The sequence below is a fragment of the Peribacillus sp. NPDC094092 genome, from assembly GCF_050279365.1.
Taxonomy (GTDB): domain Bacteria; phylum Bacillota; class Bacilli; order Bacillales; family DSM-1321; genus Peribacillus.
This window is the reverse complement of record NZ_JBNNUC010000011.1, coordinates 37,072-57,174: the sequence shown is the minus strand read 5'-3', so window position 1 is coordinate 57,174 and position 20,103 is coordinate 37,072. Positions and strand designations below refer to the sequence as shown.

24 protein-coding genes and 1 rRNA gene are annotated in these 20,103 nt (G+C 40.7%); 24 read left to right on the top strand and 1 reads right to left on the bottom strand.

The window, feature by feature from the left end:
* The 12 genes from rrf to rsmI form a co-directional block, all read left to right on the top strand.
* Positions 1-91 (top strand): 5S ribosomal RNA (rrf, locus tag ACQKNS_RS26300); the annotation flags it as partial.
* Between the two features lie 209 nt (positions 92-300).
* Positions 301-519 (top strand): sigma factor G inhibitor Gin, encoded by a 219-nt coding sequence (locus tag ACQKNS_RS26295; RefSeq protein ID WP_141993387.1) that lies wholly within the window; start codon positions 301-303, stop codon positions 517-519.
* A 241-nt stretch (positions 520-760) separates the two neighbouring features.
* A complete protein-coding gene (locus ACQKNS_RS26290; protein ID WP_427646134.1) occupies positions 761-2,209 on the top strand; it encodes an aminotransferase class I/II-fold pyridoxal phosphate-dependent enzyme in 1,449 nt (482 codons plus the stop codon).
* Positions 2,210-2,248: 39 nt separating this feature from the next.
* Positions 2,249-2,893 (top strand): dTMP kinase, encoded by a 645-nt coding sequence (tmk, locus tag ACQKNS_RS26285; protein ID WP_427646133.1) that lies wholly within the window; start codon positions 2,249-2,251, stop codon positions 2,891-2,893.
* Between the two features lie 97 nt (positions 2,894-2,990).
* Entirely contained in the window at positions 2,991-3,320 is a 330-nt protein-coding gene (locus ACQKNS_RS26280; protein ID WP_063235895.1) for a cyclic-di-AMP receptor, read from the top strand.
* A gap of 24 nt (positions 3,321-3,344) precedes the next feature.
* Complete coding sequence (locus tag ACQKNS_RS26275) at positions 3,345-3,785, top strand: YaaR family protein (protein ID WP_427646132.1); 441 nt, start codon at positions 3,345-3,347, stop codon at positions 3,783-3,785.
* Between the two features lie 8 nt (positions 3,786-3,793).
* On the top strand, positions 3,794-4,798 hold the full coding sequence (gene holB, locus ACQKNS_RS26270) for a DNA polymerase III subunit delta' (protein ID WP_427646131.1): 1,005 nt from the start codon (positions 3,794-3,796) through the stop codon (positions 4,796-4,798).
* A gap of 1 nt (position 4,799) precedes the next feature.
* The gene (locus ACQKNS_RS26265) at positions 4,800-5,630 is read left to right on the top strand and encodes a PSP1 domain-containing protein (RefSeq protein ID WP_061440314.1); all 831 of its coding nucleotides are present in this window, start codon (positions 4,800-4,802) and stop codon (positions 5,628-5,630) included.
* 50 nt (positions 5,631-5,680) lie between these two features.
* Positions 5,681-6,019 (top strand): DNA replication initiation control protein YabA, encoded by a 339-nt coding sequence (yabA, locus tag ACQKNS_RS26260; protein ID WP_370662572.1) that lies wholly within the window; start codon positions 5,681-5,683, stop codon positions 6,017-6,019.
* A 174-nt stretch (positions 6,020-6,193) separates the two neighbouring features.
* Entirely contained in the window at positions 6,194-6,937 is a 744-nt protein-coding gene (locus tag ACQKNS_RS26255) for a tRNA1(Val) (adenine(37)-N6)-methyltransferase (protein WP_427646130.1), read from the top strand.
* Entirely contained in the window at positions 6,924-7,184 is a 261-nt protein-coding gene (locus ACQKNS_RS26250) for a GIY-YIG nuclease family protein (protein WP_427646129.1), read from the top strand. Before ACQKNS_RS26255 ends, ACQKNS_RS26250 begins: the two co-directional genes overlap by 14 nt.
* Before the next feature lies 1 nt (position 7,185).
* On the top strand, positions 7,186-8,067 hold the full coding sequence (gene rsmI, locus ACQKNS_RS26245) for a 16S rRNA (cytidine(1402)-2'-O)-methyltransferase (protein WP_427646128.1): 882 nt from the start codon (positions 7,186-7,188) through the stop codon (positions 8,065-8,067).
* A 51-nt stretch (positions 8,068-8,118) separates the two neighbouring features.
* Here the strand turns inward: rsmI and ACQKNS_RS26240 are convergent, their stop codons facing one another.
* On the bottom strand, positions 8,119-8,403 hold the full coding sequence (locus ACQKNS_RS26240) for an AbrB/MazE/SpoVT family DNA-binding domain-containing protein (RefSeq protein WP_048689982.1): 285 nt from the start codon (positions 8,401-8,403) through the stop codon (positions 8,119-8,121).
* Positions 8,404-9,030: 627 nt separating this feature from the next.
* Between ACQKNS_RS26240 and metG the strand changes: the two genes are divergently transcribed.
* The 12 genes from metG to spoVG all read left to right on the top strand — a co-directional run bounded on the left by metG (position 9,031) and on the right by spoVG (position 19,993).
* On the top strand, positions 9,031-10,992 hold the full coding sequence (gene metG, locus ACQKNS_RS26235) for a methionine--tRNA ligase (protein WP_427646127.1): 1,962 nt from the start codon (positions 9,031-9,033) through the stop codon (positions 10,990-10,992).
* A 209-nt stretch (positions 10,993-11,201) separates the two neighbouring features.
* Positions 11,202-11,969, top strand: a complete 768-nt coding sequence (locus tag ACQKNS_RS26230; RefSeq protein WP_427646126.1) for a TatD family hydrolase — start codon at positions 11,202-11,204, stop codon at positions 11,967-11,969.
* Between the two features lie 279 nt (positions 11,970-12,248).
* Positions 12,249-13,403 carry a ubiquitin-like domain-containing protein gene (locus ACQKNS_RS26225; RefSeq protein WP_427646125.1) on the top strand — a complete coding sequence of 385 codons (1,155 nt, stop codon included), beginning with the start codon at positions 12,249-12,251 and terminating at the stop codon, positions 13,401-13,403.
* Between the two features lie 226 nt (positions 13,404-13,629).
* On the top strand, positions 13,630-14,193 hold the full coding sequence (gene rnmV / locus ACQKNS_RS26220) for a ribonuclease M5 (RefSeq protein WP_427646124.1): 564 nt from the start codon (positions 13,630-13,632) through the stop codon (positions 14,191-14,193).
* On the top strand, positions 14,186-15,064 hold the full coding sequence (gene rsmA / locus ACQKNS_RS26215) for a 16S rRNA (adenine(1518)-N(6)/adenine(1519)-N(6))-dimethyltransferase RsmA (RefSeq protein WP_427646123.1): 879 nt from the start codon (positions 14,186-14,188) through the stop codon (positions 15,062-15,064). The genes rnmV and rsmA overlap by 8 nt, the downstream gene beginning before the upstream one ends.
* Positions 15,065-15,266: 202 nt before the next feature.
* Positions 15,267-16,145 (top strand): sporulation peptidase YabG, encoded by an 879-nt coding sequence (gene yabG, locus ACQKNS_RS26210; protein WP_230301919.1) that lies wholly within the window; start codon positions 15,267-15,269, stop codon positions 16,143-16,145.
* A 317-nt stretch (positions 16,146-16,462) separates the two neighbouring features.
* Positions 16,463-16,714, top strand: a complete 252-nt coding sequence (veg, locus tag ACQKNS_RS26205) for a biofilm formation stimulator Veg (protein WP_034316343.1) — start codon at positions 16,463-16,465, stop codon at positions 16,712-16,714.
* Positions 16,715-16,864: 150 nt separating this feature from the next.
* The gene (locus tag ACQKNS_RS26200) at positions 16,865-17,041 is read left to right on the top strand and encodes a small, acid-soluble spore protein, alpha/beta type (protein WP_034316340.1); all 177 of its coding nucleotides are present in this window, start codon (positions 16,865-16,867) and stop codon (positions 17,039-17,041) included.
* A 322-nt stretch (positions 17,042-17,363) separates the two neighbouring features.
* The gene (gene ispE, locus ACQKNS_RS26195) at positions 17,364-18,233 is read left to right on the top strand and encodes a 4-(cytidine 5'-diphospho)-2-C-methyl-D-erythritol kinase (RefSeq protein ID WP_034316338.1); all 870 of its coding nucleotides are present in this window, start codon (positions 17,364-17,366) and stop codon (positions 18,231-18,233) included.
* 61 nt (positions 18,234-18,294) lie between these two features.
* Positions 18,295-19,119 carry a pur operon repressor gene (gene purR, locus ACQKNS_RS26190; protein WP_427646122.1) on the top strand — a complete coding sequence of 275 codons (825 nt, stop codon included), beginning with the start codon at positions 18,295-18,297 and terminating at the stop codon, positions 19,117-19,119.
* A gap of 13 nt (positions 19,120-19,132) precedes the next feature.
* Positions 19,133-19,507, top strand: a complete 375-nt coding sequence (locus tag ACQKNS_RS26185; protein WP_053537019.1) for a RidA family protein — start codon at positions 19,133-19,135, stop codon at positions 19,505-19,507.
* A 189-nt stretch (positions 19,508-19,696) separates the two neighbouring features.
* Positions 19,697-19,993 carry a septation regulator SpoVG gene (spoVG, locus tag ACQKNS_RS26180; protein WP_034316332.1) on the top strand — a complete coding sequence of 99 codons (297 nt, stop codon included), beginning with the start codon at positions 19,697-19,699 and terminating at the stop codon, positions 19,991-19,993.
* Positions 19,994-20,103: the final 110 nt, after the last annotated feature.

The window sequence follows — 20,103 nt, the reverse complement described above, 5'->3', positions numbered from 1 at the left end:
CACCCGTTCCCATTCCGAACACGGCAGTTAAGCTCTTCAGCGCCGATGGTAGTTGGGGGTTTCCCCCTGTGAGAGTAGGACGCCGCCAAGCCATTTAAAAAGATCAGCTATTCGGCTGGTCTTTTTTTGCATAATGCAAAGAAATATCATTGGATATAAAGGAATTATCAATTAAGGAAACTTTTATAAAGACATACACGTATTGAAATCCTTCATCATACATTGTTAAAAGCATCCCCGGTTCTCTTAAACTATTTAAATTAATGTATGCGAACAATGGTTTTTGGGGAGAATGCAGGTATGGAGGTGGAGATGTTGGGGACAACAACAACCAAAACAACGGCAGGGGAAACGTGCGCGGTTTGTGAACAAATAAAAGGGATGGGTATACATCTATATACGACTTTTATTTGTGAGGAATGCGAAAGGGATATGATCAGGACGGATACGAACGATCCCAAGTACCAATATTACCTAAAGCAATTAAGAAAAATCACTAATCCTGAAATATTATCATGAAACAATAGTATGTGGAAAGTTAAAGAGTCAGAGAAAAAGAAATGATGTGTTTCTTTAATCTCTGATTCTTTTTTTGGTACTTTAGAAGAATGCTTGGCAACATGCTCCCATGTTTCTGTATGTTCCCTCCAAACAGACATGTGTGGAAACGCATAATTGGGCTTTCAGCCGGCGCAATATGAGATAAAATTGAACTTATTTGATAAAATGAAAAAATACTATGATATGAGGGAAGAGGAAAATGAATCAATCACAGACACCGTTGTTCGATGCAATGAGTGCTTTTCATAAAAAAAGCCCAATATCCCTGCATGTCCCAGGGCATAAAAATGGGTGGGTGTTTAATAAAAAGGGCCAAGCCTTATACAATTCCCTTCTGGGTATAGATGCCACGGAAATAAGCGGTTTAGATGACCTCCATGCTCCAGAGGGTGCCATTTTACAGTCAGAGCAGCTACTCTCTGACCTATATGGGGCGAAGCGGAGTTATTTTTTGGTTAATGGGTCCACCGTAGGAAACATTGCCATGATCCTTGCGACCTGCCGGGAAGGTGATAAGGTCCTTGTCCAAAGAAACTGCCATAAATCAATTTTACATGGATTGATGTTAGCGAATGTAAAGCCGATCTTTGTACAACCAGCTTATTATGAGAAGTGGGGCATTGCTGGCGGTGTGGGATCAAAATTAATGGAAGAAGCCTTGAGTGTACATCCAGATGTCAAAGCCGTCATTGTTACCCACCCTAATTATTATGGGCTTGGTGAAGACTTGACGGAAATGGTGCGACTCGCACATCAAAAGGGGGTTCCTGTGCTGGTGGACGAGGCACATGGCGCTCATTTTCAGTTAGGAAGTCCATTTCCTAAGCCGGCAATTTTGGCAGGGGCGGATGCCGTTGTCCATTCAGCGCATAAAACACTGCCGGCCATGACGATGGGGTCATTTCTTCATGTGAATTCATCATTAGTTGATGTCGATCAAGTTTCATTCTATTTACAAATGCTTCAGTCGAGCAGCCCATCTTATCCAATTATGGGATCGCTTGACTTGGCCAGGGCCTTCTTAGCCAATTTTACATCAGAAGATAAAATATCCCTTATTGAAAAGATATCAGACTTCAGAAGGGAATTAGGTGCCCTGCAAACGGTAAGAGTGATGGAGGCGCCACTAGGCACCTTGGCAGACCCATTGAAAGTGGTCATTCAATCAACAAATGGGTTAAGCGGGTTTGAATTACAGCAGTTATTTGAAGCCGAAGGCATTTTTACGGAATTGGCCGATCCTCATAATTTATTAATGATTTTACCCTTATTAAAAATGGGTACTGAATTTCCATTTCATGAAATCGTTCAAACTATAAAAAGTGCCACTGAGAACAAAACTGGAAACAAGGAATCAGATCTTGGAGTCCCATTGCCTGATGGAAGGTCATTGACAGAACTTGAAATGCCATACTCCGTCATGAAGCATAGTAAATCAGAACCCGTCCCAATACGGGAAGCAGTAGGTGAGATATCTGCCGAGATGGTCATTCCCTATCCGCCGGGAATCCCTTTAATTATGTCCGGGGAAATGATTACCCCTGAGCATATATACAATCTGAGGAGACTGCTGGAACTGGGATCAAGGTTTCATGGTGGTTCCTCCCTTTCAAACGGGGAGTTGATCGTTTATGAAAGCAGGCATTAAAATGATATACTACAAACAAAGAACCTTGGAGGTACATCGATGAAACGTGGTATTTTTATAACAATGGAAGGGCCTGAGGGTGCCGGGAAAACAACAATTACCCAAATGCTTGGCAAGGTCCTGCAACAAGAAGGCTATCAAGTCCTATTAACGCGTGAGCCGGGGGGTGTCCCCATTTCGGAGCAAATCAGGGAAGTGATCCTTAATAAAGACAATACAGCCATGGATTCTAGAACAGAGGCTCTATTATATGCAGCAGCAAGGCGTCAGCATTTAGTGGAAGTGGTCATGCCTGAGTTGGAACGAGGGGGAATTATCCTCTGTGACCGATTCATAGATAGCTCGTTAGCCTATCAGGGTCATGCAAGAGGATTGGATATAGAGGAAGTTTATAATATCAATAAATTCGCAATTGGAGATATGATGCCAGATGCCACGTTCTTTTTTGATATAGACCCAGAAGAGGGATTGAGACGTATCCAGTCCAATGGGGAACGTGAAGTGAACCGCCTGGATCTTGAAGCGCTCGACTTCCATAAAAAAGTTTGTGAGGGGTATCAGTTCATTATAAAAAGGTGGAAAGACCGTTTCATTATCGTGGACGCAGGCCGGACAATAGATGAAGTTTTTGAGGAAACGAAAGCCAGTTTGCTGAAATTTTTAGCGAAACGGGAAACTAAATAAACAGGTTTCCATATTATTCAACCAATACTATTCCAGACAAGGACTAGTTGCTATAATGGAGTTAGTAAAAATTCAGAGTAACCGGAGGATGATGAGAATGAAAATGATCATTGCTGTCGTTCAAGACAAGGATAGTCATCGCCTGCTGAATGAATTAGTAGAAAATAATTTCGGAACGACCAAACTAGCCAGCACTGGCGGGTTTTTAAAATCAGGCAATACGACTTTTATGATTGGCACAGAGGATGAACGTGTTGACAAAGCCATCCAGATCATTAAACAGAATTGTCAGTCACGATCCCAATTAGTATCACCGGTTTCACCGATGGGCGGGAATGCCGAATCCTATGTACCTTACCCAGTGGAGATTCAAGTAGGCGGTGCGACCATTTTTGTTCTGCCGGTTGAAAACTTTTTACAATTTTAACGGTTAGTTTCAGGGAGGTTCATTATGAAAATCAACCACGAAATCCCTATAAAGCTGGATAAAACGCGCCAGGATGCCAAAAAGTTTCAAATTGAAAATGGGAAATTTAAACAAATGGTCCAGACACAGGATCAAAAGATGCAAATCCAAACATTGAACCATTTGTTAGGCGATATTGAAGGGGCGGGTCAGCGTTTAGTGAGGTCACGCACTTTTAGGGAATTGGCAAAATATAAAGCATTGGTGAAACGGTTTGTTAAGGAAGCGGTTGAATATGGACTGGAACTGAAGCAATCCACGAGCTGGAACGAATATGGACAGAGCAGGCCGTTGAAAACCGTGGAAACGATAGATGTAAGATTGGTTGAGTTAAGTGAGGAAATTCTTAATAAAGAGAGAAGCTCGCTTGAAATATTGGAAATGATAGGCGAGATTAAAGGTCTTCTGATTAATTTATATACTTAAGTGAGTTGATGGTTTTGGATAAAACATGGCAGGACATGAGTCGAATTCAGCCGCAGGTAATGACGATGCTGCAAAATAGCATAACGAAGAAAAGGGTGGCTCATGCATATTTATTTGAAGGGGAAAAAGGGACAGGCAAGCAAGACATTAGCAATGCCTTTGCTAAAAGCTTACTATGTGAAGCCCCGACTGCAGGTTATGAGCCATGCGAACTTTGTCGGAATTGCAAACGGATTTCAAGTGGGAATCATCCGGATGTCCATTTGATAGAAAGGGACGGTCTCTCAATTAAGAAAGAACAAATTAAGGGGCTTCAGGAAGAATTTTCGAAAAAAAGCGTAGAGGCAGATCGGAAGGTTTATATGATTGCCGATGCAGACAAAATGTCGGTGGGGGCAGCCAACAGTCTATTGAAATTTTTAGAAGAACCATCGGCTGATACTGTAGCAATATTGATGACCGAACAGCTTCAGAGGATTCTGCCGACTATATTATCAAGGTGCCAAGTGATTTCGTTCAAGCCATTATCTCCTGAGAATGTGAAACGGAAGCTGGTGGAACAGGATGTAGAACCACAGCTGGCTTCGGTTATTGCACACATAACACAGAATGTGGAAGCTGGAATCGGGCTTAGTCATGATGAATGGTTTGTACAAGCTCAAAAAATAGTGGTAAAATTATATGAAGTGTTAAAACTTAATTCCTTGAAGGCCTTGCTGTACCTTCAGACGGATTGGTCCACACACTTTAAAGAAAGAGAACAGGTTGACAGAGGTCTTGATTTGTTACTTCTTATATATAAGGATTTATTATACATTCAGTTGGACAAAAAGGACTTCGTTGTGTTCCAAAATAAACTGAAGGAATTTGAAACTCACGCTCTTCATCTTTCCCCAAGACGCCTAGCTGAACATATGGGTTGCATTTTGGAAGCAAAAAGGAAGCTGATGTCCAACACGAATCCACAGCTGTTGATGGAACAGCTTGTGCTGAATTTGCAGGAGGGATCATGATTTGTATGATGTTGTAGGTGTCCGTTTTAAAAAGGCGGGCAAAATATACTACTTCGATCCGGGTGAATTCGCTATTCCTAAGGACGATTTTGTAATAGTGGAGACTGTCCGCGGTGTTGAATTCGGTAAAGTCGTTACAGCCCGAAAACAAGTAGATGAAAACGATGTTGTCCTGCCATTGAAAAAAGTACTTCGGGTCGCTGATGCAAAAGATAAGCTGATTGTAGACGAAAACAAGGCGGCTGCAGAAGAGGCTTATTCTATATGTTGTCAAAAGGTTGTGGAGCATAAACTGGATATGAAGCTGGTTGATGTGTCATATACTTTCGACAGAAATAAAGTCGTATTTTATTTTACAGCGGATGGTCGCGTGGATTTCCGTGATTTAGTCAAAGATTTAGCTGCCATATTCAGAACTCGCATAGAACTGCGTCAAATTGGGGTAAGGGATGAGGCAAAGATGCTTGGTGGCATCGGACCTTGTGGCAGAATGCTTTGCTGCTCCACATTTCTTGGTGATTTTGAACCGGTTTCCATCAAAATGGCCAAGGATCAGAATTTATCATTGAACCCTACAAAAATCTCAGGTTTATGCGGTCGATTGATGTGCTGTCTGAAATATGAAAATGATGAGTATGAAAGTGCGAAGGAAATGCTTCCTGATTTAGGTGAAATGATTAATACGCCTGGTGGCAAAGGCAAGGTAGTGGGGCTTAATATTCTAGAACGCGTACTTCAGATTGAACTAATCGAGCAAGAAAGAGTATTAGAGTATACTCTAGATGAGATTCTAAAAGAGGGAGCCGTTTCTATTCAAGCCACAGATTATTAAGGTGGTGGGAGAGCGTGGATAAGAAAGATATTTTTGAGTCGGTGACCAATATGGAAACCCAGATAGGCCAATTATATAAGCAGCTTGGAGAATTGAAGCAGAACTTAGCTGAAATCCTTGAGGAAAATCAGTCGCTCAAGCTGGAGAAAGAGCATTTGCGCCATCGTTTGGGCCTTGTGGAAGTCGAAAGTGCGCCTGCTGCAGTAAAGGTCAAACAAAAAGTGAAAAACCGTACCGCAAGTACGGACAAGGTTATGGATATCGGGGAAGGCTATGATAATTTAGCCCGTATCTATCAAGAAGGCTTTCATATTTGCAATCTGCACTTTGGCAGTTTACGAAAAGAAGGGGATTGCCTGTTCTGTTTATCTTTTTTAAACAAGAAGTGATAAAGGAATAATATAAAAGATGTTTCTTTTACGTGATAGATAGACCGTTTACAATATATAGTGATTCGGGGTCTGACGCATACTATGAGTCAGACCCCTTTTTTGTACGATAGTAATGTAGAAGCATGGTCCCTAAACATGCTTTTTCGATACATGATTAGGAGGGTAACAGTAATGGTGGAACTTAAAGGCGATGAGCGCCTGGATTATCTATTGGCTGAGAATTTAAGGATCATCCAGAGCCCATCAGTGTTCTCTTTTTCATTAGATGCCGTTTTATTATCAAGGTTTGTAAATGTACCGATCCAAAAAGGGAAAATCGTAGATCTTTGCTCAGGTAATGGGGTCATACCGTTGCTTCTGAGTACTAGAACGAAAGGGACAATTACAGGTGTTGAAATACAAGAGCGGTTATACGACATGGCCAAGAGGAGCATGGACTATAATGGCGTATCCTCCCAAATCGAGATGATACATGGGGATATAAAGGAAATTCCAAAACAGATAGGCTATAGCAAGTATGATGTCGTTACTTGCAACCCACCCTATTTCCCGACGCCATCCATCGAGGAAATTAACAAAAATGAGCACTTTGCAATTGCCCGACATGAAATAATGTGTAATCTTGAGGACGTCATGCGTGTGACAAGCCAGTTGCTGCGTCAAGGCGGGAAAGCTGCATTCGTTCATAGACCGGGCCGTCTGATGGATATCCTGCATTTCATGAGGATGTACAGAATTGAACCGAAGCGCCTGCAATTCGTTTATCCTAAGAGTTCAAAAGAAGCGAATACGATTCTTATAGAAGGGATAAAGGACGGCAACCCTGATTTGAAGATTCTTCCTCCGCTTGTTGTATATAATGATCAAAATGAGTATAATCCGGAAATCAGAAGGATTCTATATGGAGAGGAATAAGCATTATTTTTATGTTTTGAAATGCAGGGACGGCAGCTATTATGCCGGGTATACGAATGATTTGCACCGCAGGATCGATGCTCATAATACTGGCAAGGGTGCAAAGTATACACGAGGCAGGACCCCGGTTGAACTGATTTATCATGAAATATTCGAAACACGGACATTGGCCATGCAGGCTGAGTATAAGTTTAAGCAATTAACAAGAAAACAAAAGCAAAAGTGGATGGCAAAGGAGGATATATGATATGTGGCAGCAAAAGAGTTTTGAAAAAGAAGGATTGGAGCCAGCTCTATATCTGGTTCCTACACCGATAGGGAACCTTGAGGATATGAGTTTCCGGGCTTTAAGAATCTTGAAGGAAGCGGATGTCATTGCTGCTGAGGACACGCGAAATACGAAGAAATTATGCAACTACTTTGAAATTTCGACACCAATCGTCAGTTACCATGAACATAATAAGGAATATAGCGGGAAGCAAATGCTGGAGAGGCTTCGGTCTGGAGAGGTTATCGCATTGGTGAGTGATGCAGGCTTGCCGACGATATCCGACCCGGGATATGAGCTGGTCAAAGATGCCATTGCCGAACAGTTTAAAGTCATCCCGTTGCCAGGGGCCAATGCTGCATTAACTGCATTGATCGCATCAGGACTGATTCCTCAGCCTTTTTACTTTTATGGCTTTCTGCAAAGGGGAGCAAAAGAAAAAAAGCAGGAGCTGGAAAAATTAAAAAAAATGGAATCGACTTGGATCGTTTATGAATCGCCACATCGATTGAAAGAAACATTGAAACATATGCATGAAATTTTAGGTGACCGCCGTATAGTATTATGCCGGGAATTAACCAAGAAATTTGAAGAGTTCATCCGAGGGACTGTGAGTGAAGCATTGTCATGGGCGATGGAATCCGAAATTCGCGGTGAGTTCTGTTTAATAATTGAAGGTGGGCAATGGTCGGAAGATGAATCAGAAGAAGCTTGGTGGATGGCCCTTGACATCGTCGGTCATGTTAATCATTATATAGAAACCAAGCAGTTCACTTCAAAGGATGCAATCAAGCAGGTCGCAAAAGATCGAAATATGCAAAAACGTGATGTATATCAAGCGTATCACATTGATATACCATAATAATAAACATAAAAAAAACTTCCGAAGACCGGAAGTTTTTTTATAAAACATTTATTTAGAAGCAGTGAAGTTTTGTTGAATTTCTTGAATAAGTAATTCAGCACCTTCACGACTAAGGATCAATTTACCATTAGCAAGTGTAAGATTGTTATCGGAAACTTCACCTGTAACTTGGCAAGTCATGTTTGGTTTGTATTTTTTCAAGATGATGCGCTCATCATCAACATAGATTTCAAGAGCGTCTTTCTCAGCGATACCCAATGTACGACGAAGTTCGATTGGAATAACCACCCGGCCTAACTCATCAACTTTACGAACAATACCTGTAGATTTCATTTATAAATTTCTCCTCTCAGTTACAATCTAGTACCCTATTTCTATTTTTTTCGCCAATATTCGACAAATTTTTTTATAAATTTATAATACCAGCCATTCCCAAATTCGTCAATGATTTATTTTCATTTTTTTGTAAGAAATAACATGGCCCTTCTCGTGTAACAAAAAGGCATTTAAAGAGAAAAAATCGGTTATATCTTTAAAAGTGAGGAAATAGCAGAAAACAAAGAACTACTCACTTCACCACATTTCGACAAAGTATGCATATAAAAACATACTTCACTATTATATGATTAAATATAATTTAGTTTCAAAACAAAAGTTCTGAATTAAGGATAATTTTCGAAAAGTTTATGAATATGTGAGTTGTTGCACAAAAAAAGAAATTTAGGTATATTTTGTTGAGGTAAGAGGTAATGCTGTCATAAGGAAGTTCACTTACATCATCCTTCTTGTTAAAATGAGATTTACTTGTATTTTTTATTCGATTAATAGGATGATTAGATTGGTGATTAAAGTCGCGCAGAATTGTATATAGCGTTAAAATAGAGATAATAGCTTAAAATATATTCATATGGCTTGGGCCAGTCCCATAGCCGGCTTTTCAAATGATGAGGAGGGAACGAAGTGCAAGATAAATTAAAGACATTCTATATCACGACACCCATATATTATCCGAGTGGTAATTTACATATAGGGCACGCGTATACGACAGTGGCAGGTGATGCCATGGCTCGTTATAAAAGGATGCGTGGCTTCGATGTCATGTATTTAACGGGAACGGATGAACATGGTCAAAAAATCCAGCGTAAAGCGGCTGAGGAAGGAGTCACTCCACAGCAATATGTAGATAATATCGTATCAGGGATTAAAGAGCTCTGGAATAAGCTTGATATTTCATATGATGATTTCATCAGGACGACGGAAGATCGCCATAAAGAGGTCGTAGCCAAGATTTTCAAAAGGCTATTGGACCAGGGTGATATTTATTTGGACCAATATGAAGGATTATATTGTACACCTTGTGAATCTTTCTTCACGGAACGTCAGGTGGAAGAAAGCAATGGAAACTGTCCTGATTGCGGCAGGCCTGTTGAAAAGGTGAAAGAGGAATCTTATTTCTTTAAGATGAGTAAATATGCGGATCGGTTACTGAAGTTTTATGAGGAAAACCCGGATTTCATTCAACCGGAATCCCGCAAAAACGAAATGATCAATAACTTCATCAAACCTGGATTGGAAGATCTGGCCGTTTCACGTACTACTTTCGACTGGGGCATCAAGGTGCCGGGAGATCCAAAGCATGTTATTTATGTATGGATTGATGCATTGACCAATTATATAACAGCATTAGGGTATGGAACGGATAATGATTCTAAATACTTGAATTATTGGCCTGCTGATGTACATCTGGTCGGAAAGGAAATCGTTCGTTTCCATACGATCTATTGGCCGATCATGTTAATGGCTCTTGACGTGCCGCTTCCAAAGAAAGTCTTTGCCCACGGATGGCTTCTCATGAAAGATGGTAAAATGTCCAAATCGAAAGGGAATGTAGTGGATCCCGTTACATTGATTGATCGTTACGGTTTGGATTCTTTACGCTACTACTTATTGCGTGAAGTGCCATTTGGTTCAGATGGAGTATTTACACCGGAAGGGTTTGTGGAACGGATCAATTTTGATCTGGCAAATGATTTAGGGAATTTATTAAATCGAACAGTTGCAATGGTCAATAAGTATTTTGATGGTGTGATTCCAAATTACGAAGGATCCAATGGCGAATTCGAAAAGGCTTTGCTTGAAATGAACCAAGATACGGTAGGCAAGTATGAGGAAGCAATGGAAAACATGGAATTTTCAGTTGCACTAACATCTATTTGGCAACTCGTGAGCAGAACTAATAAATTCATTGATGAGACCCAGCCGTGGACTCTTGCTAAAGATGAATCAAGGAAAGAAGACCTTGCCAGTGTCATGGTTCATTTGGCGGAATCATTGCGCAGGACGGCAATCCTTTTGAAACCGTTCTTGACGCAAACACCTGAAAAGATCTTTGCTCAGCTTAGCATCAAAGATGATGTGTTGAAGTCCTGGGACAGTTTAGCGGAGTTCGGTCAAATTCCTGCCGAAACAAAAGTTTCTAAGGGAGAGCCGATCTTCCCTCGTCTGGATATGGAAGAGGAAGTTTTATATATTAAAGATCAAATGCAGGGTGGCGCCCCAAAGGCCGAGGAAAAAGTGGAAGAGACGATTCCCGAAGTTGATGAAATCACGATAGATGACTTTACTAAAGTGGAGCTTCGTGTTGCTCAGGTCATGGAAGTTGAGCCAGTAAAGAAGGCGGATAAGCTTCTTAAACTTCAGCTTGATTTGGGTTATGAGAAACGCCAAGTCGTATCAGGCATTGCACAGCACTATAAACCTGAAGATTTAGTAGGCAAAAAAGTGATATGCGTAACTAATTTGAAACCTGTTAAACTGCGTGGCGAGCTCTCTCAAGGAATGATTTTGGCGGGAAGCCAGGATGGTGTGCTTTCAGTCGCTACAATAGATTCATCGATTCCTAATGGTTCAAAGGTGAAATAATCTGATGAAAACATAAAGGTGTTTCATATGAAACATTTTTATGTTTTTTTCTTTATGCTTTTGGAAAAAGTAATTGAATACAGGGGTAGTTTTTGGTTCTGCATTTATTTGTTGGGCATATAGGCTCCTTTGTAATCTTTTTGTTACCTAAATGTGAAACATAAAACTTTCATTTTTTAATAAAATAGTGCTAGAAAGGAAGAAAAATAATGTTATTTGACACACACGTACATGTTAATGCGGAACAATTCAACGAGGATCTCGAAGACGTAATAGACAGAGCTAAGGAAGCAGGAGTCAATAATATGGTAGTCGTTGGTTTTGACCGGCCTACTATTATGAGGGCAATGGAATTGATAGAAGCTTATGATTTCATGTATGCCGCAATCGGATGGCATCCTGTGGATGCTATAGATATGACAGAAGAGGATTTACAGTGGATAGAGGAATTATCCAATCATCCAAAGGTTGTGGCCATTGGTGAGATGGGCCTGGACTATCATTGGGATAAATCACCGAAAGATGTTCAAATGGAGGTGTTCAGGAAGCAAATCCGATTGGCAAAAAAGGTGGGGCTGCCCATTATCATCCATAATCGGGAAGCGACCGCGGATATCGTGAACATACTCAAGGAAGAAGAGGCATCAAGGGTTGGTGGCATCATGCATTGCTTCAGCGGAAGTGCGGAAACGGCTTTGGAATGCATCAATATGAATTTCTATATTTCATTGGGTGGCCCTGTGACTTTCAAGAATGCAAAAAAGCCAAAGGAAGTGGCAGCAGCCGTACCTTTAGACCGTTTACTGATAGAGACCGATTGTCCATACTTGGCCCCGCATCCTTATAGAGGGAAGCGTAATGAACCCTCGTATGTGAAGCTTGTTGCTGAACAAATTGCAGAAATCAAACAACTTACATTAGAGGAAGTTTCCCAGGCAACAACAGAAAATGCCAAGAAATTATTCGGCATTAACTGACATTTTTTTTTACAATATCTCCCGGTGTTCTCTAGCTAAAATTGAATTTTTTTAAGGTTTCTACAAATTTCACTCCAACTATAGGCTTATTATGTCGAGAAGTCGCCCTTTCCTTTTCAACATGAAATATGCATAATAGGTAGTAATTTCCTTAATGAGAAGTGAATGGGTTGACAGCTTGATAACTAAGTCTATATAATCACCGGGAGGAAGGAGGAGTTTTTCATTCTATTAAAAACTATGAAAAACCTTATTCCCAAACCTTTTGGGAAGAAGAGAATGGCAATTGCCATTTGCAGTGCTATTCTTGTTTCTACAGCATTGGGAATATTGATATATCAAGGAACAAAGGATACAGTAACAATCATGCTAGACGGAAAAAAAGAGGTAGTGCGGACACACGCGGCTACTGTAAATGATATGTTGGAAGATTTAGAGATTACCGTTAAAGCTGCAGATTATGTCCACCCATCTAGAACCGCCAAGGTTGATGATGATTTAGAGGTGGTTTGGAAGCCAGCACAAAAAATCGTCATGGTACAGGATGGTAAGAGGAAGGATGTTTGGTCCACGGCCGATACGGTAGACGAACTTTTAAAAGACCAAAACCTAAGTGTGAAGGAACAGGATAAGATCACCCCTTCGAAAAGTACGAAGCTGAAAGCGAATATGGAAGTTGCCATAGACAAAGCCTTTTCACTGAAATTAGTGGTGGGTGGAGACGAAAAGCATGTATGGTCAACTTCGACTACTGTCGCTGACTTTTTAAAGCAACAAGGAGTAAAACTCAATGATTTGGATCGAGTTAAGCCAGAATTAACCGAAAAAGTTGAAGCTGAGAATACGGTAAACGTAGTTCGAATTGAAAAAGTCACCGATGTAGTGGAAGAACCAGTTGACTTTGCTGTCATAACTAAAAAAGATGACTCTTTATCAAAAGGGAAAGAGAAAATTGTCAAAGAAGGAAAAGACGGACTCATTTCCAAGAAATATGAGGTTATTAAAGAAAATGGCAAAGAGGTTAAAAGAGAATTACTTTCAGAAAAAGTAGTTAATGAAAAGCAGGATAAAGTTGTAACGGTCGGAACTCGAACGACGGTTGCCCAGGCATCACGGGGAGTAACTAACGTAAGTTCTCCAAGTGGAAAAGAAATATACGTATCATCAACAGCTTATACGGCCAGTTGTAAGGGCTGTTCCGGTGTCACTTCCACAGGGGTGGACCTAAAGAGTAATCCGGGTGCGAAAATCATCGCTGTCGATCCAAACGTAATTCCTTTGGGCTCGAAAGTATATGTGGATGGCTATGGCTATGCAGTAGCTGCTGACAAAGGCGGGGCAATAAAGGGAAATAGGATTGACGTCTTCTTTTCCTCAAAAAATGATGCCTATCGTTGGGGTGTAAAGAGGGTAAAGGTTCGCGTATTGGACTAATAAGGTTTCTCTCGCAGGAGATGAATTCGTCTCCTGTTTTTTGCGTTTTATTTTCCACTTGTTGAAAAACCCTATGTAAAACTGTTTTAATAAGATAGACGTCTCATCATTCCATAAGATTTCAATATATGTGTGTGATCTTCTATCCGGAAATTCTTACGGGGGACCGGTTGCGTTTATCCAAGAGCTAATCAAAGCGCTTGCGCTTTTCTGTATGGAGGAAACCATGAAAAAGATTAAAGAAATTATTGTTGTAGAAGGAAAAGACGATACGGTAGCAATAAAAAGGGCTGTTAATGCTGATACAATAGAAACGAACGGTTCTGCGGTGAACGAGTCTTGCATCGAGCAGGTGAGGCTTGCACAAAAGACACGTGGAGCCATCATTTTCACAGACCCTGATTTTCCTGGTCAAAAAATCAGGAATATAATTTCAGAACAAGTAAAAGGCTGTAAACACGCCTTTTTATCGAAGGAGGAAGCCCTTCCTAAGTCAGGTAGAGGAATTGGTGTGGAACATGCTTCTCCTGAGGCAATTCGTAACGCTTTAAAGGAAGCCCAATTAATGGATGAAGAGGCTTCAGAAGAGATTTCACAGCAGGAATTAATAGATGCAGGTTTAATCGGGGGATCCGGTGCCAAGGAACGAAGGGAAAAACTTGGATCTATTTTGAAAATCGGGTTTACCAATGGTAAACAGTTATATAAGAGATTAAAGATGTTCCAAATATCAACTGAGGCTTTTGAAAAAGCGATGGTACAGATAATTCAGGAGGAAAAAAATGAATAAGGATATTGCAACCCCTGTCAGAACGAAAGAAATATTAAAGAAATATGGATTCTCCTTTAAAAAGAGCTTAGGCCAGAACTTTTTAATCGATACGAATATCTTGAAACGTATTGTCGAACATGCCGATTTGACTGAGGAAAGCGGCGCCATCGAAATTGGGCCGGGAATCGGGGCTTTGACGGAACAACTGGCGAAAAGCAGCAAAAAAGTTGCGGCCTTTGAGATTGATCAGCGTCTTCTGCCCATCTTATCGGATACGCTGTCTCCTTATAGCAATGTAAACATCATTCACGGGGATGTTCTCAAGGCTGATGTCAAGAAGGTCATCGAGGAGGAATTTGCTGGCTTTTCGGACCTGATGGTTGTTGCAAATCTGCCATACTATGTCACGACGCCCATCATTTTAAAGCTATTGTCCGAAGACCTGCCGATTAGAGGCATCGTATGCATGCTGCAAAAGGAAGTGGCTGATCGAATTTCCGCAAAACCCGGGACAAAGGAATACGGTTCTTTATCCATTGCCATTCAATATTATACCGAAGCCGAAACCGTGATGATAGTACCCAAAACGGTATTCATGCCTCAGCCTAATGTGGATTCAGCTGTAATACGCCTTACAAAGCGGGTGAAGCCGATCGTCGAGGTCCTGGATGAGGATTTCTTATTCACTGTGACCCGTGCGAGCTTTGCACAGCGTCGAAAAACGATTTTAAATAACTTAACCAGTCAGCTGCCAGATGGCAAATCGAAAAAAGAACTTATACTTGCCGCACTCGAAGCCGCGGAAGTGGATCCATCCAGGCGGGGGGAAACGCTTAGCATAAAAGAATTTGGCCGCCTAAGTGATGCATTATTGCCGAATTTTAAATAAAAGGAAATGGTAAAGATTCAAGTCGGAATGGGGTCAATCCCAGTTTCCGGCTTTTTTTATTTTGAAATTGGCCAAGCATGAGGGAACGTATCCGAAAATGTAATCAATCGCCACCTTTCACCATTCAAGAATGGTTCGCATAACTTAAGAATGAAAATAAACTAGGGCGGGCTGAAAATAAGTCTTCTCATGGGGTGGGGCCATGAATATTCAAATAAACGATATTGTTGGTCGGGTTTCTTATAAATGCGACGTATTGTTCCGGGTAATCGATATCCGTGATATTGACGGAAGGCGTCAAGCTGTTCTTTATGGGGAAGATATCCGACTGATTGCAGATGCACCTTTTCAAGATTTAATGATCATTAATGATAATGAAAGAAATGATCGACAAAGGTCGAATGAGGTTCTTCAAGAACAATCTTACCGCTTATTAACACAAGATCTAGAGCTCCAACAACAAAAAAATGGCTATCAATCCAGTAACGGCTATCGGTACAGTGGTGAATACTTTCAGATACCAGGGAGGGTCCTCCATGTTGATGGCGATGCATCGTACTTAAGGAAATGCATGGATCTATATCAGAAATTCAGTATTCCGGTCAATGGCATCTATTGCAATGAAAAGGAAATGCCCCAAAGAATCGGGGGGTTGCTGGACCATTATCGGCCGGACATTCTCGTCGTCACCGGTCATGATGCCTATTCAAAATCAAAAGGACCGATATCCGATATTAATGCCTACCGTCACTCAAAGGATTTTGTACAGACGGTTAGAGAAGCGCGAAGAAGGGTTTCTCATTTAGACCAGCTGATTATTTTTGCCGGGGCTTGTCAGTCGCATTTTGAATCGCTGATCCAAGCGGGGGCAAATTTTGCAAGTTCTCCTTCACGTGTTAATATACATGCTCTTGATCCGGTATATATCGTCGGAAAGATAAGCTTTACGCCTTTTTCCGATCATATTCATGTATGGGATGTCCTTAGGAATACATTAACCGGAGAGAAGGGGTTGGGGGGAATTGAGACAAAAGGGGTGTTACGGACCGGGTTGCCTTTCAAGCCATTTCAGGAAGAATGAACGAGCTGCATTTTGAAAGAATGCAGCTTGCTTTTTGTGGGTGGGTAAGAATTCGGATATGGTCACAGAAAAACTAGTTTTTTGTGGAGTGATATTAGTAGGTGATGATTCAATTACGAAAATTCGGCTTAATAGATAATGGAATAGTTCGTTTACATAATTTTTCATTTCCCAGGATATAATAAAATTGTTCGCGATTTTGCCGAATTTCAGATAAAAATATATTGACTACATTTTTAAGTGCTGATATAATTTATTATTTTGTTTGCGTATATTTGTGAATTGTGATATACTTAACTTAGTGAGGTGGACCGAAAATGCCAAAAACTCTAGCTGATATTAAAACTGCACTTGATTCAAACCTAGGTAAAAGATTGCTCTTAAAAGCAAACGGTGGAAGAAGAAAGACTGTAGAACGATTCGGAACTTTGGCGGAAACTTATCCGGCTGTTTTTGTAATTGAGCTCGACCAAGATGAAAATGCGTTTGAAAGAGTATCTTACAGCTATGCGGATGTTTTAACGGAAACCGTAGAACTAACATTTTTAAACAAACAACAAGAGATGTAACTTAGACGGGGCAGCGAACAACTTGGTTTGCTGCTTTTTGTTTTGTATAGAATACCTGTGGGCTCCAATAAAGGCTTAAAAAGGATGTAATGAAATAGCGTATGATGCAAACACTAGGCATGTGACGGCATGTGAAAGGGGTTGCTTCGCTTGAGCAGGAAAAAAGGGATTATGTCAAATGATCTTAAAGAGGAATTGGCTAAAGAACTTGGATTTTACGATGTTGTCCAGAAAGAAGGCTGGGGAGGAATCCGGGCCAGGGACGCAGGGAACATGGTAAAACTTGCTATCGAAAAAGCACAACGTCAATTGGTGAACAAAGAGTAAGTTAAAACACTTAATTGCATCATGCCGTCATGTTCAAAGAAGCCGGACTCTCTATACAATGTATAGCTCGATTCATTTTTGCTTACATTGTAGTTAAGGAGTCTGGTTTTTTATGTATCGGTGAATGCTATATGGATATGTAGCAAGTCTTTAGGGATGCAGCAAGCTGCTGCTCTCCGATGTGCCTACATGTGTCTATTCACCTCTAAGGGCCGATCTTAGCTTCATTACATTGAAATTACGATGAAAAAACCTTTAGAATATAAACAAATATGATAGAATAGGACAAGAACTTTTAAGAACGTTAAAGTAGGTGGACATATTGAAGCTTATGGAAAAAGCCCCGGCTAAAATAAATTTGGCTTTGGATGTGCTTTTCAAACGGCCTGATGGGTATCATGAGGTGGAAATGATCATGACGACAGTCGACCTTGCCGATAGAATTGAACTAAAGGAAATAACGGGAAACCATATTCAAATTCTATCCCATAATCGATTTGTTCCGGATGATCATCGGAATTTAGCTTATCAAGCTGCATTTATTCTAAAGGAACGTTTTGGGATCAATAAAGGTGTTTCCATAACTATAGAGAAAAATATACCTGTAGCTGCAGGACTTGCTGGTGGAAGCAGTGATGCCGCAGCTACCTTGAGAGGCTTAAATAGACTGTGGAAGCTTGGTCTTTCCATGGATGAACTTGCGGAAATAGGGGCTGAAATTGGCTCTGATGTTTCATTTTGTGTATATGGAGGAACGGCTTTGGCCAGGGGGCGCGGGGAAAAAATCACGCATCTTCCCGCACCGCCAAAATGCTGGGTCATCTTGGCCAAACCGACGATCGGCGTATCGACAGCAGATATATACAAAAGGCTTCAAACTTCAAAAATGGAGCATCCGGATGTACCTGGAATGATTTCGGCTATTATGGAAAACAATTATCACGATGTATGTGAAGGATTGGGTAATGTCCTGGAACAAGTGACATTGCAGCTATACCCAGAGGTTGCGAACATTAAAGATCAAATGAAAACATTTGGAGCGGATTCGGTTTTGATGAGCGGAAGCGGTCCGACCGTTTTTGGTTTGGTGGAACATGATTCGCGCATGCAGAGAATTTATAATGGACTTCGCGGATTTTGTGATCAAGTCTATGCGGTCCGTTTACTGGGTGATCGAAACAATCTTGAATAGAAACGTACATTAGTGGTATAGTTGCTATATAATATTCGGAATTCACAAAGGGGGTGTCTCAATGAAATTTCGTCGCAGCGAGAGGCTAGTCGATATGACCAATTATTTATTAGAACATCCAGGGGAACTTGTTTCGCTGACTTATTTTGCTGAAAGATATAGTTCGGCAAAGTCCTCGATCAGTGAAGATTTGACAATCATCAAAGATACCTTTGAACAACGGGGGATAGGATCTTTAACAACCGTTCCAGGCGCGGCAGGTGGGGTGAAATATATTGTTTCCATCAAGGAAGAAGAAGCAAATGCCTTCATTGACGGATTATGCGATACGATCGCCAGTCCCGAAAGGTTACTTCCTGGCGGTTATCTATATATGACAGATATATTAGGACATCCGCAAACCGTGAACAAGGTTGGAAGGATAATCGCTTCAATGTATGCCAATAAAAATGTCTCAGTCATCATGACAATGGCAACCAAAGGGATATCATTAGCATACGCCGTGGCAAATTATTTGAATGTTCCAGTTGTCATAGTAAGAAGGAATAATAAAGTAACGGAAGGTTCTACAGTGAGCATCAATTATGTTTCAGGCTCTTCAAAGAGGATTCAGACTATGGTACTCTCTAAGAGAAGCTTGGTTGAGGGTTCGAATGTATTAATTGTAGACGATTTCATGAAGGCTGGGGGTACCATTAACGGTATGGTCAGTCTATTGGATGAATTCAAGGCAACAGTTGCCGGAATAGCGGTGCTGGTCGAATCCGAACATACGGAGGAATGCCTTGTCGAGGACTATGTTTCCCTAATCAAGTTGACGCAGGTGGTCGAAAGAGACAAGAAGATCAATGTAAGCCGTGGGAATTATTTTACGAAAAAGGAATAGGGGGAATCATTTAATGAAAACGATACATACTGATGAAGCACCGGCAGCGATTGGACCATATTCACAAGGCGTGATCGTGGATAAGTTATTTTTCAGTTCAGGACAGATCCCACTTACTGCTTCTGGTGAGATGGTGACTGGGGATGTAAAGGAACAAACACACCAGGTCTTCAAGAATCTCCAAGCTGTATTGAAAGAAGCTGGGGCTTCACTGGAAACTGTCATTAAAGCTACAGTATTCATTAAAAGCATGGATGATTTCGGTTCGATTAATGAAATATACGGAGAATATTTTTCTGCTCACAAACCTGCCCGCTCTTGTGTAGAGGTTGCTCGCCTTCCTAAAGATGCACTAGTGGAAATAGAAGTGGTAGCGCTCGTTAAATAAACGGGCGTTTTTTTATTTTTTTAGGAAATTCGTAATGGGTATTTTCCTGTAATATAGCGTGATTTTTATTGTTTTTGAAAACTAGGCTGAATTTTCTAAAAAAATTACAGATAATAGAAGGAGTTCACGTTTTTTTGTTGAATATGTACTTTAAGTTTTAACAACAACAAAAAGGGATGGTGAGCTTAAATGGAAGTAACTGACGTAAGATTACGCCGTGTGAATACGGATGGTCGTATGAGAGCTATCGCATCAATTACACTGGATAATGAATTTGTGGTTCATGATATTCGTGTGATCGACGGAAACAATGGTTTATTTGTAGCAATGCCAAGTAAACGAACTCCAGATGGAGAATTCCGGGATATCGCTCATCCAATCAATTCCTCGACACGCGGGAAAATTCAAGAAGCTGTCTTGACAGAATATCATCGATTGGGAGAACTTGAAACTGAATTAGAGGAAGCTGGAGCAGGTGCTTCTTAAAATAACTTTACTTTTAAACTTTAAATTTATAATTCGTGCATCTAGAGCCTACTTCATAAGTAGTGCTCTTTTTTATGTATTCATAAACGGATAAGATTAGAACCTATTCG

Excerpts from the sequence above, each read along its gene's own strand:
- ACQKNS_RS26275 (WP_427646132.1), top strand. The coding sequence starts at position 3,345 with ATGAAAATCAACCACGAAATCCCTATAAAGCTGGATAAAACGCGCCAG.
- spoVG (WP_034316332.1), top strand. The coding sequence starts at position 19,697 with ATGGAAGTAACTGACGTAAGATTACGCCGTGTGAATACGGATGGTCGT.
- purR (WP_427646122.1), top strand. The coding sequence starts at position 18,295 with ATGAAATTTCGTCGCAGCGAGAGGCTAGTCGATATGACCAATTATTTA.
- veg (WP_034316343.1), top strand. The coding sequence starts at position 16,463 with ATGCCAAAAACTCTAGCTGATATTAAAACTGCACTTGATTCAAACCTA.
- ACQKNS_RS26280 (WP_063235895.1), top strand. The coding sequence starts at position 2,991 with ATGAAAATGATCATTGCTGTCGTTCAAGACAAGGATAGTCATCGCCTG.
- yabG (WP_230301919.1), top strand. The coding sequence starts at position 15,267 with ATGAATATTCAAATAAACGATATTGTTGGTCGGGTTTCTTATAAATGC.
- ACQKNS_RS26185 (WP_053537019.1), top strand. The coding sequence starts at position 19,133 with ATGAAAACGATACATACTGATGAAGCACCGGCAGCGATTGGACCATAT.
- ACQKNS_RS26250 (WP_427646129.1), top strand. The coding sequence starts at position 6,924 with ATGGAGAGGAATAAGCATTATTTTTATGTTTTGAAATGCAGGGACGGC.
- ACQKNS_RS26230 (WP_427646126.1), top strand. The coding sequence starts at position 11,202 with ATGTTATTTGACACACACGTACATGTTAATGCGGAACAATTCAACGAG.
- ACQKNS_RS26295 (WP_141993387.1), top strand. The coding sequence starts at position 301 with ATGGAGGTGGAGATGTTGGGGACAACAACAACCAAAACAACGGCAGGG.
- yabA (WP_370662572.1), top strand. The coding sequence starts at position 5,681 with ATGGAAACCCAGATAGGCCAATTATATAAGCAGCTTGGAGAATTGAAG.
- rsmI (WP_427646128.1), top strand. The coding sequence starts at position 7,186 with ATGTGGCAGCAAAAGAGTTTTGAAAAAGAAGGATTGGAGCCAGCTCTA.
- ACQKNS_RS26225 (WP_427646125.1), top strand. The coding sequence starts at position 12,249 with ATGGCAATTGCCATTTGCAGTGCTATTCTTGTTTCTACAGCATTGGGA.
- ACQKNS_RS26255 (WP_427646130.1), top strand. The coding sequence starts at position 6,194 with ATGGTGGAACTTAAAGGCGATGAGCGCCTGGATTATCTATTGGCTGAG.
- tmk (WP_427646133.1), top strand. The coding sequence starts at position 2,249 with ATGAAACGTGGTATTTTTATAACAATGGAAGGGCCTGAGGGTGCCGGG.
- ACQKNS_RS26290 (WP_427646134.1), top strand. The coding sequence starts at position 761 with ATGAATCAATCACAGACACCGTTGTTCGATGCAATGAGTGCTTTTCAT.
- ACQKNS_RS26240 (WP_048689982.1), bottom strand. The coding sequence starts at position 8,403 with ATGAAATCTACAGGTATTGTTCGTAAAGTTGATGAGTTAGGCCGGGTG.
- rnmV (WP_427646124.1), top strand. The coding sequence starts at position 13,630 with ATGAAAAAGATTAAAGAAATTATTGTTGTAGAAGGAAAAGACGATACG.
- rsmA (WP_427646123.1), top strand. The coding sequence starts at position 14,186 with ATGAATAAGGATATTGCAACCCCTGTCAGAACGAAAGAAATATTAAAG.
- holB (WP_427646131.1), top strand. The coding sequence starts at position 3,794 with ATGGTTTTGGATAAAACATGGCAGGACATGAGTCGAATTCAGCCGCAG.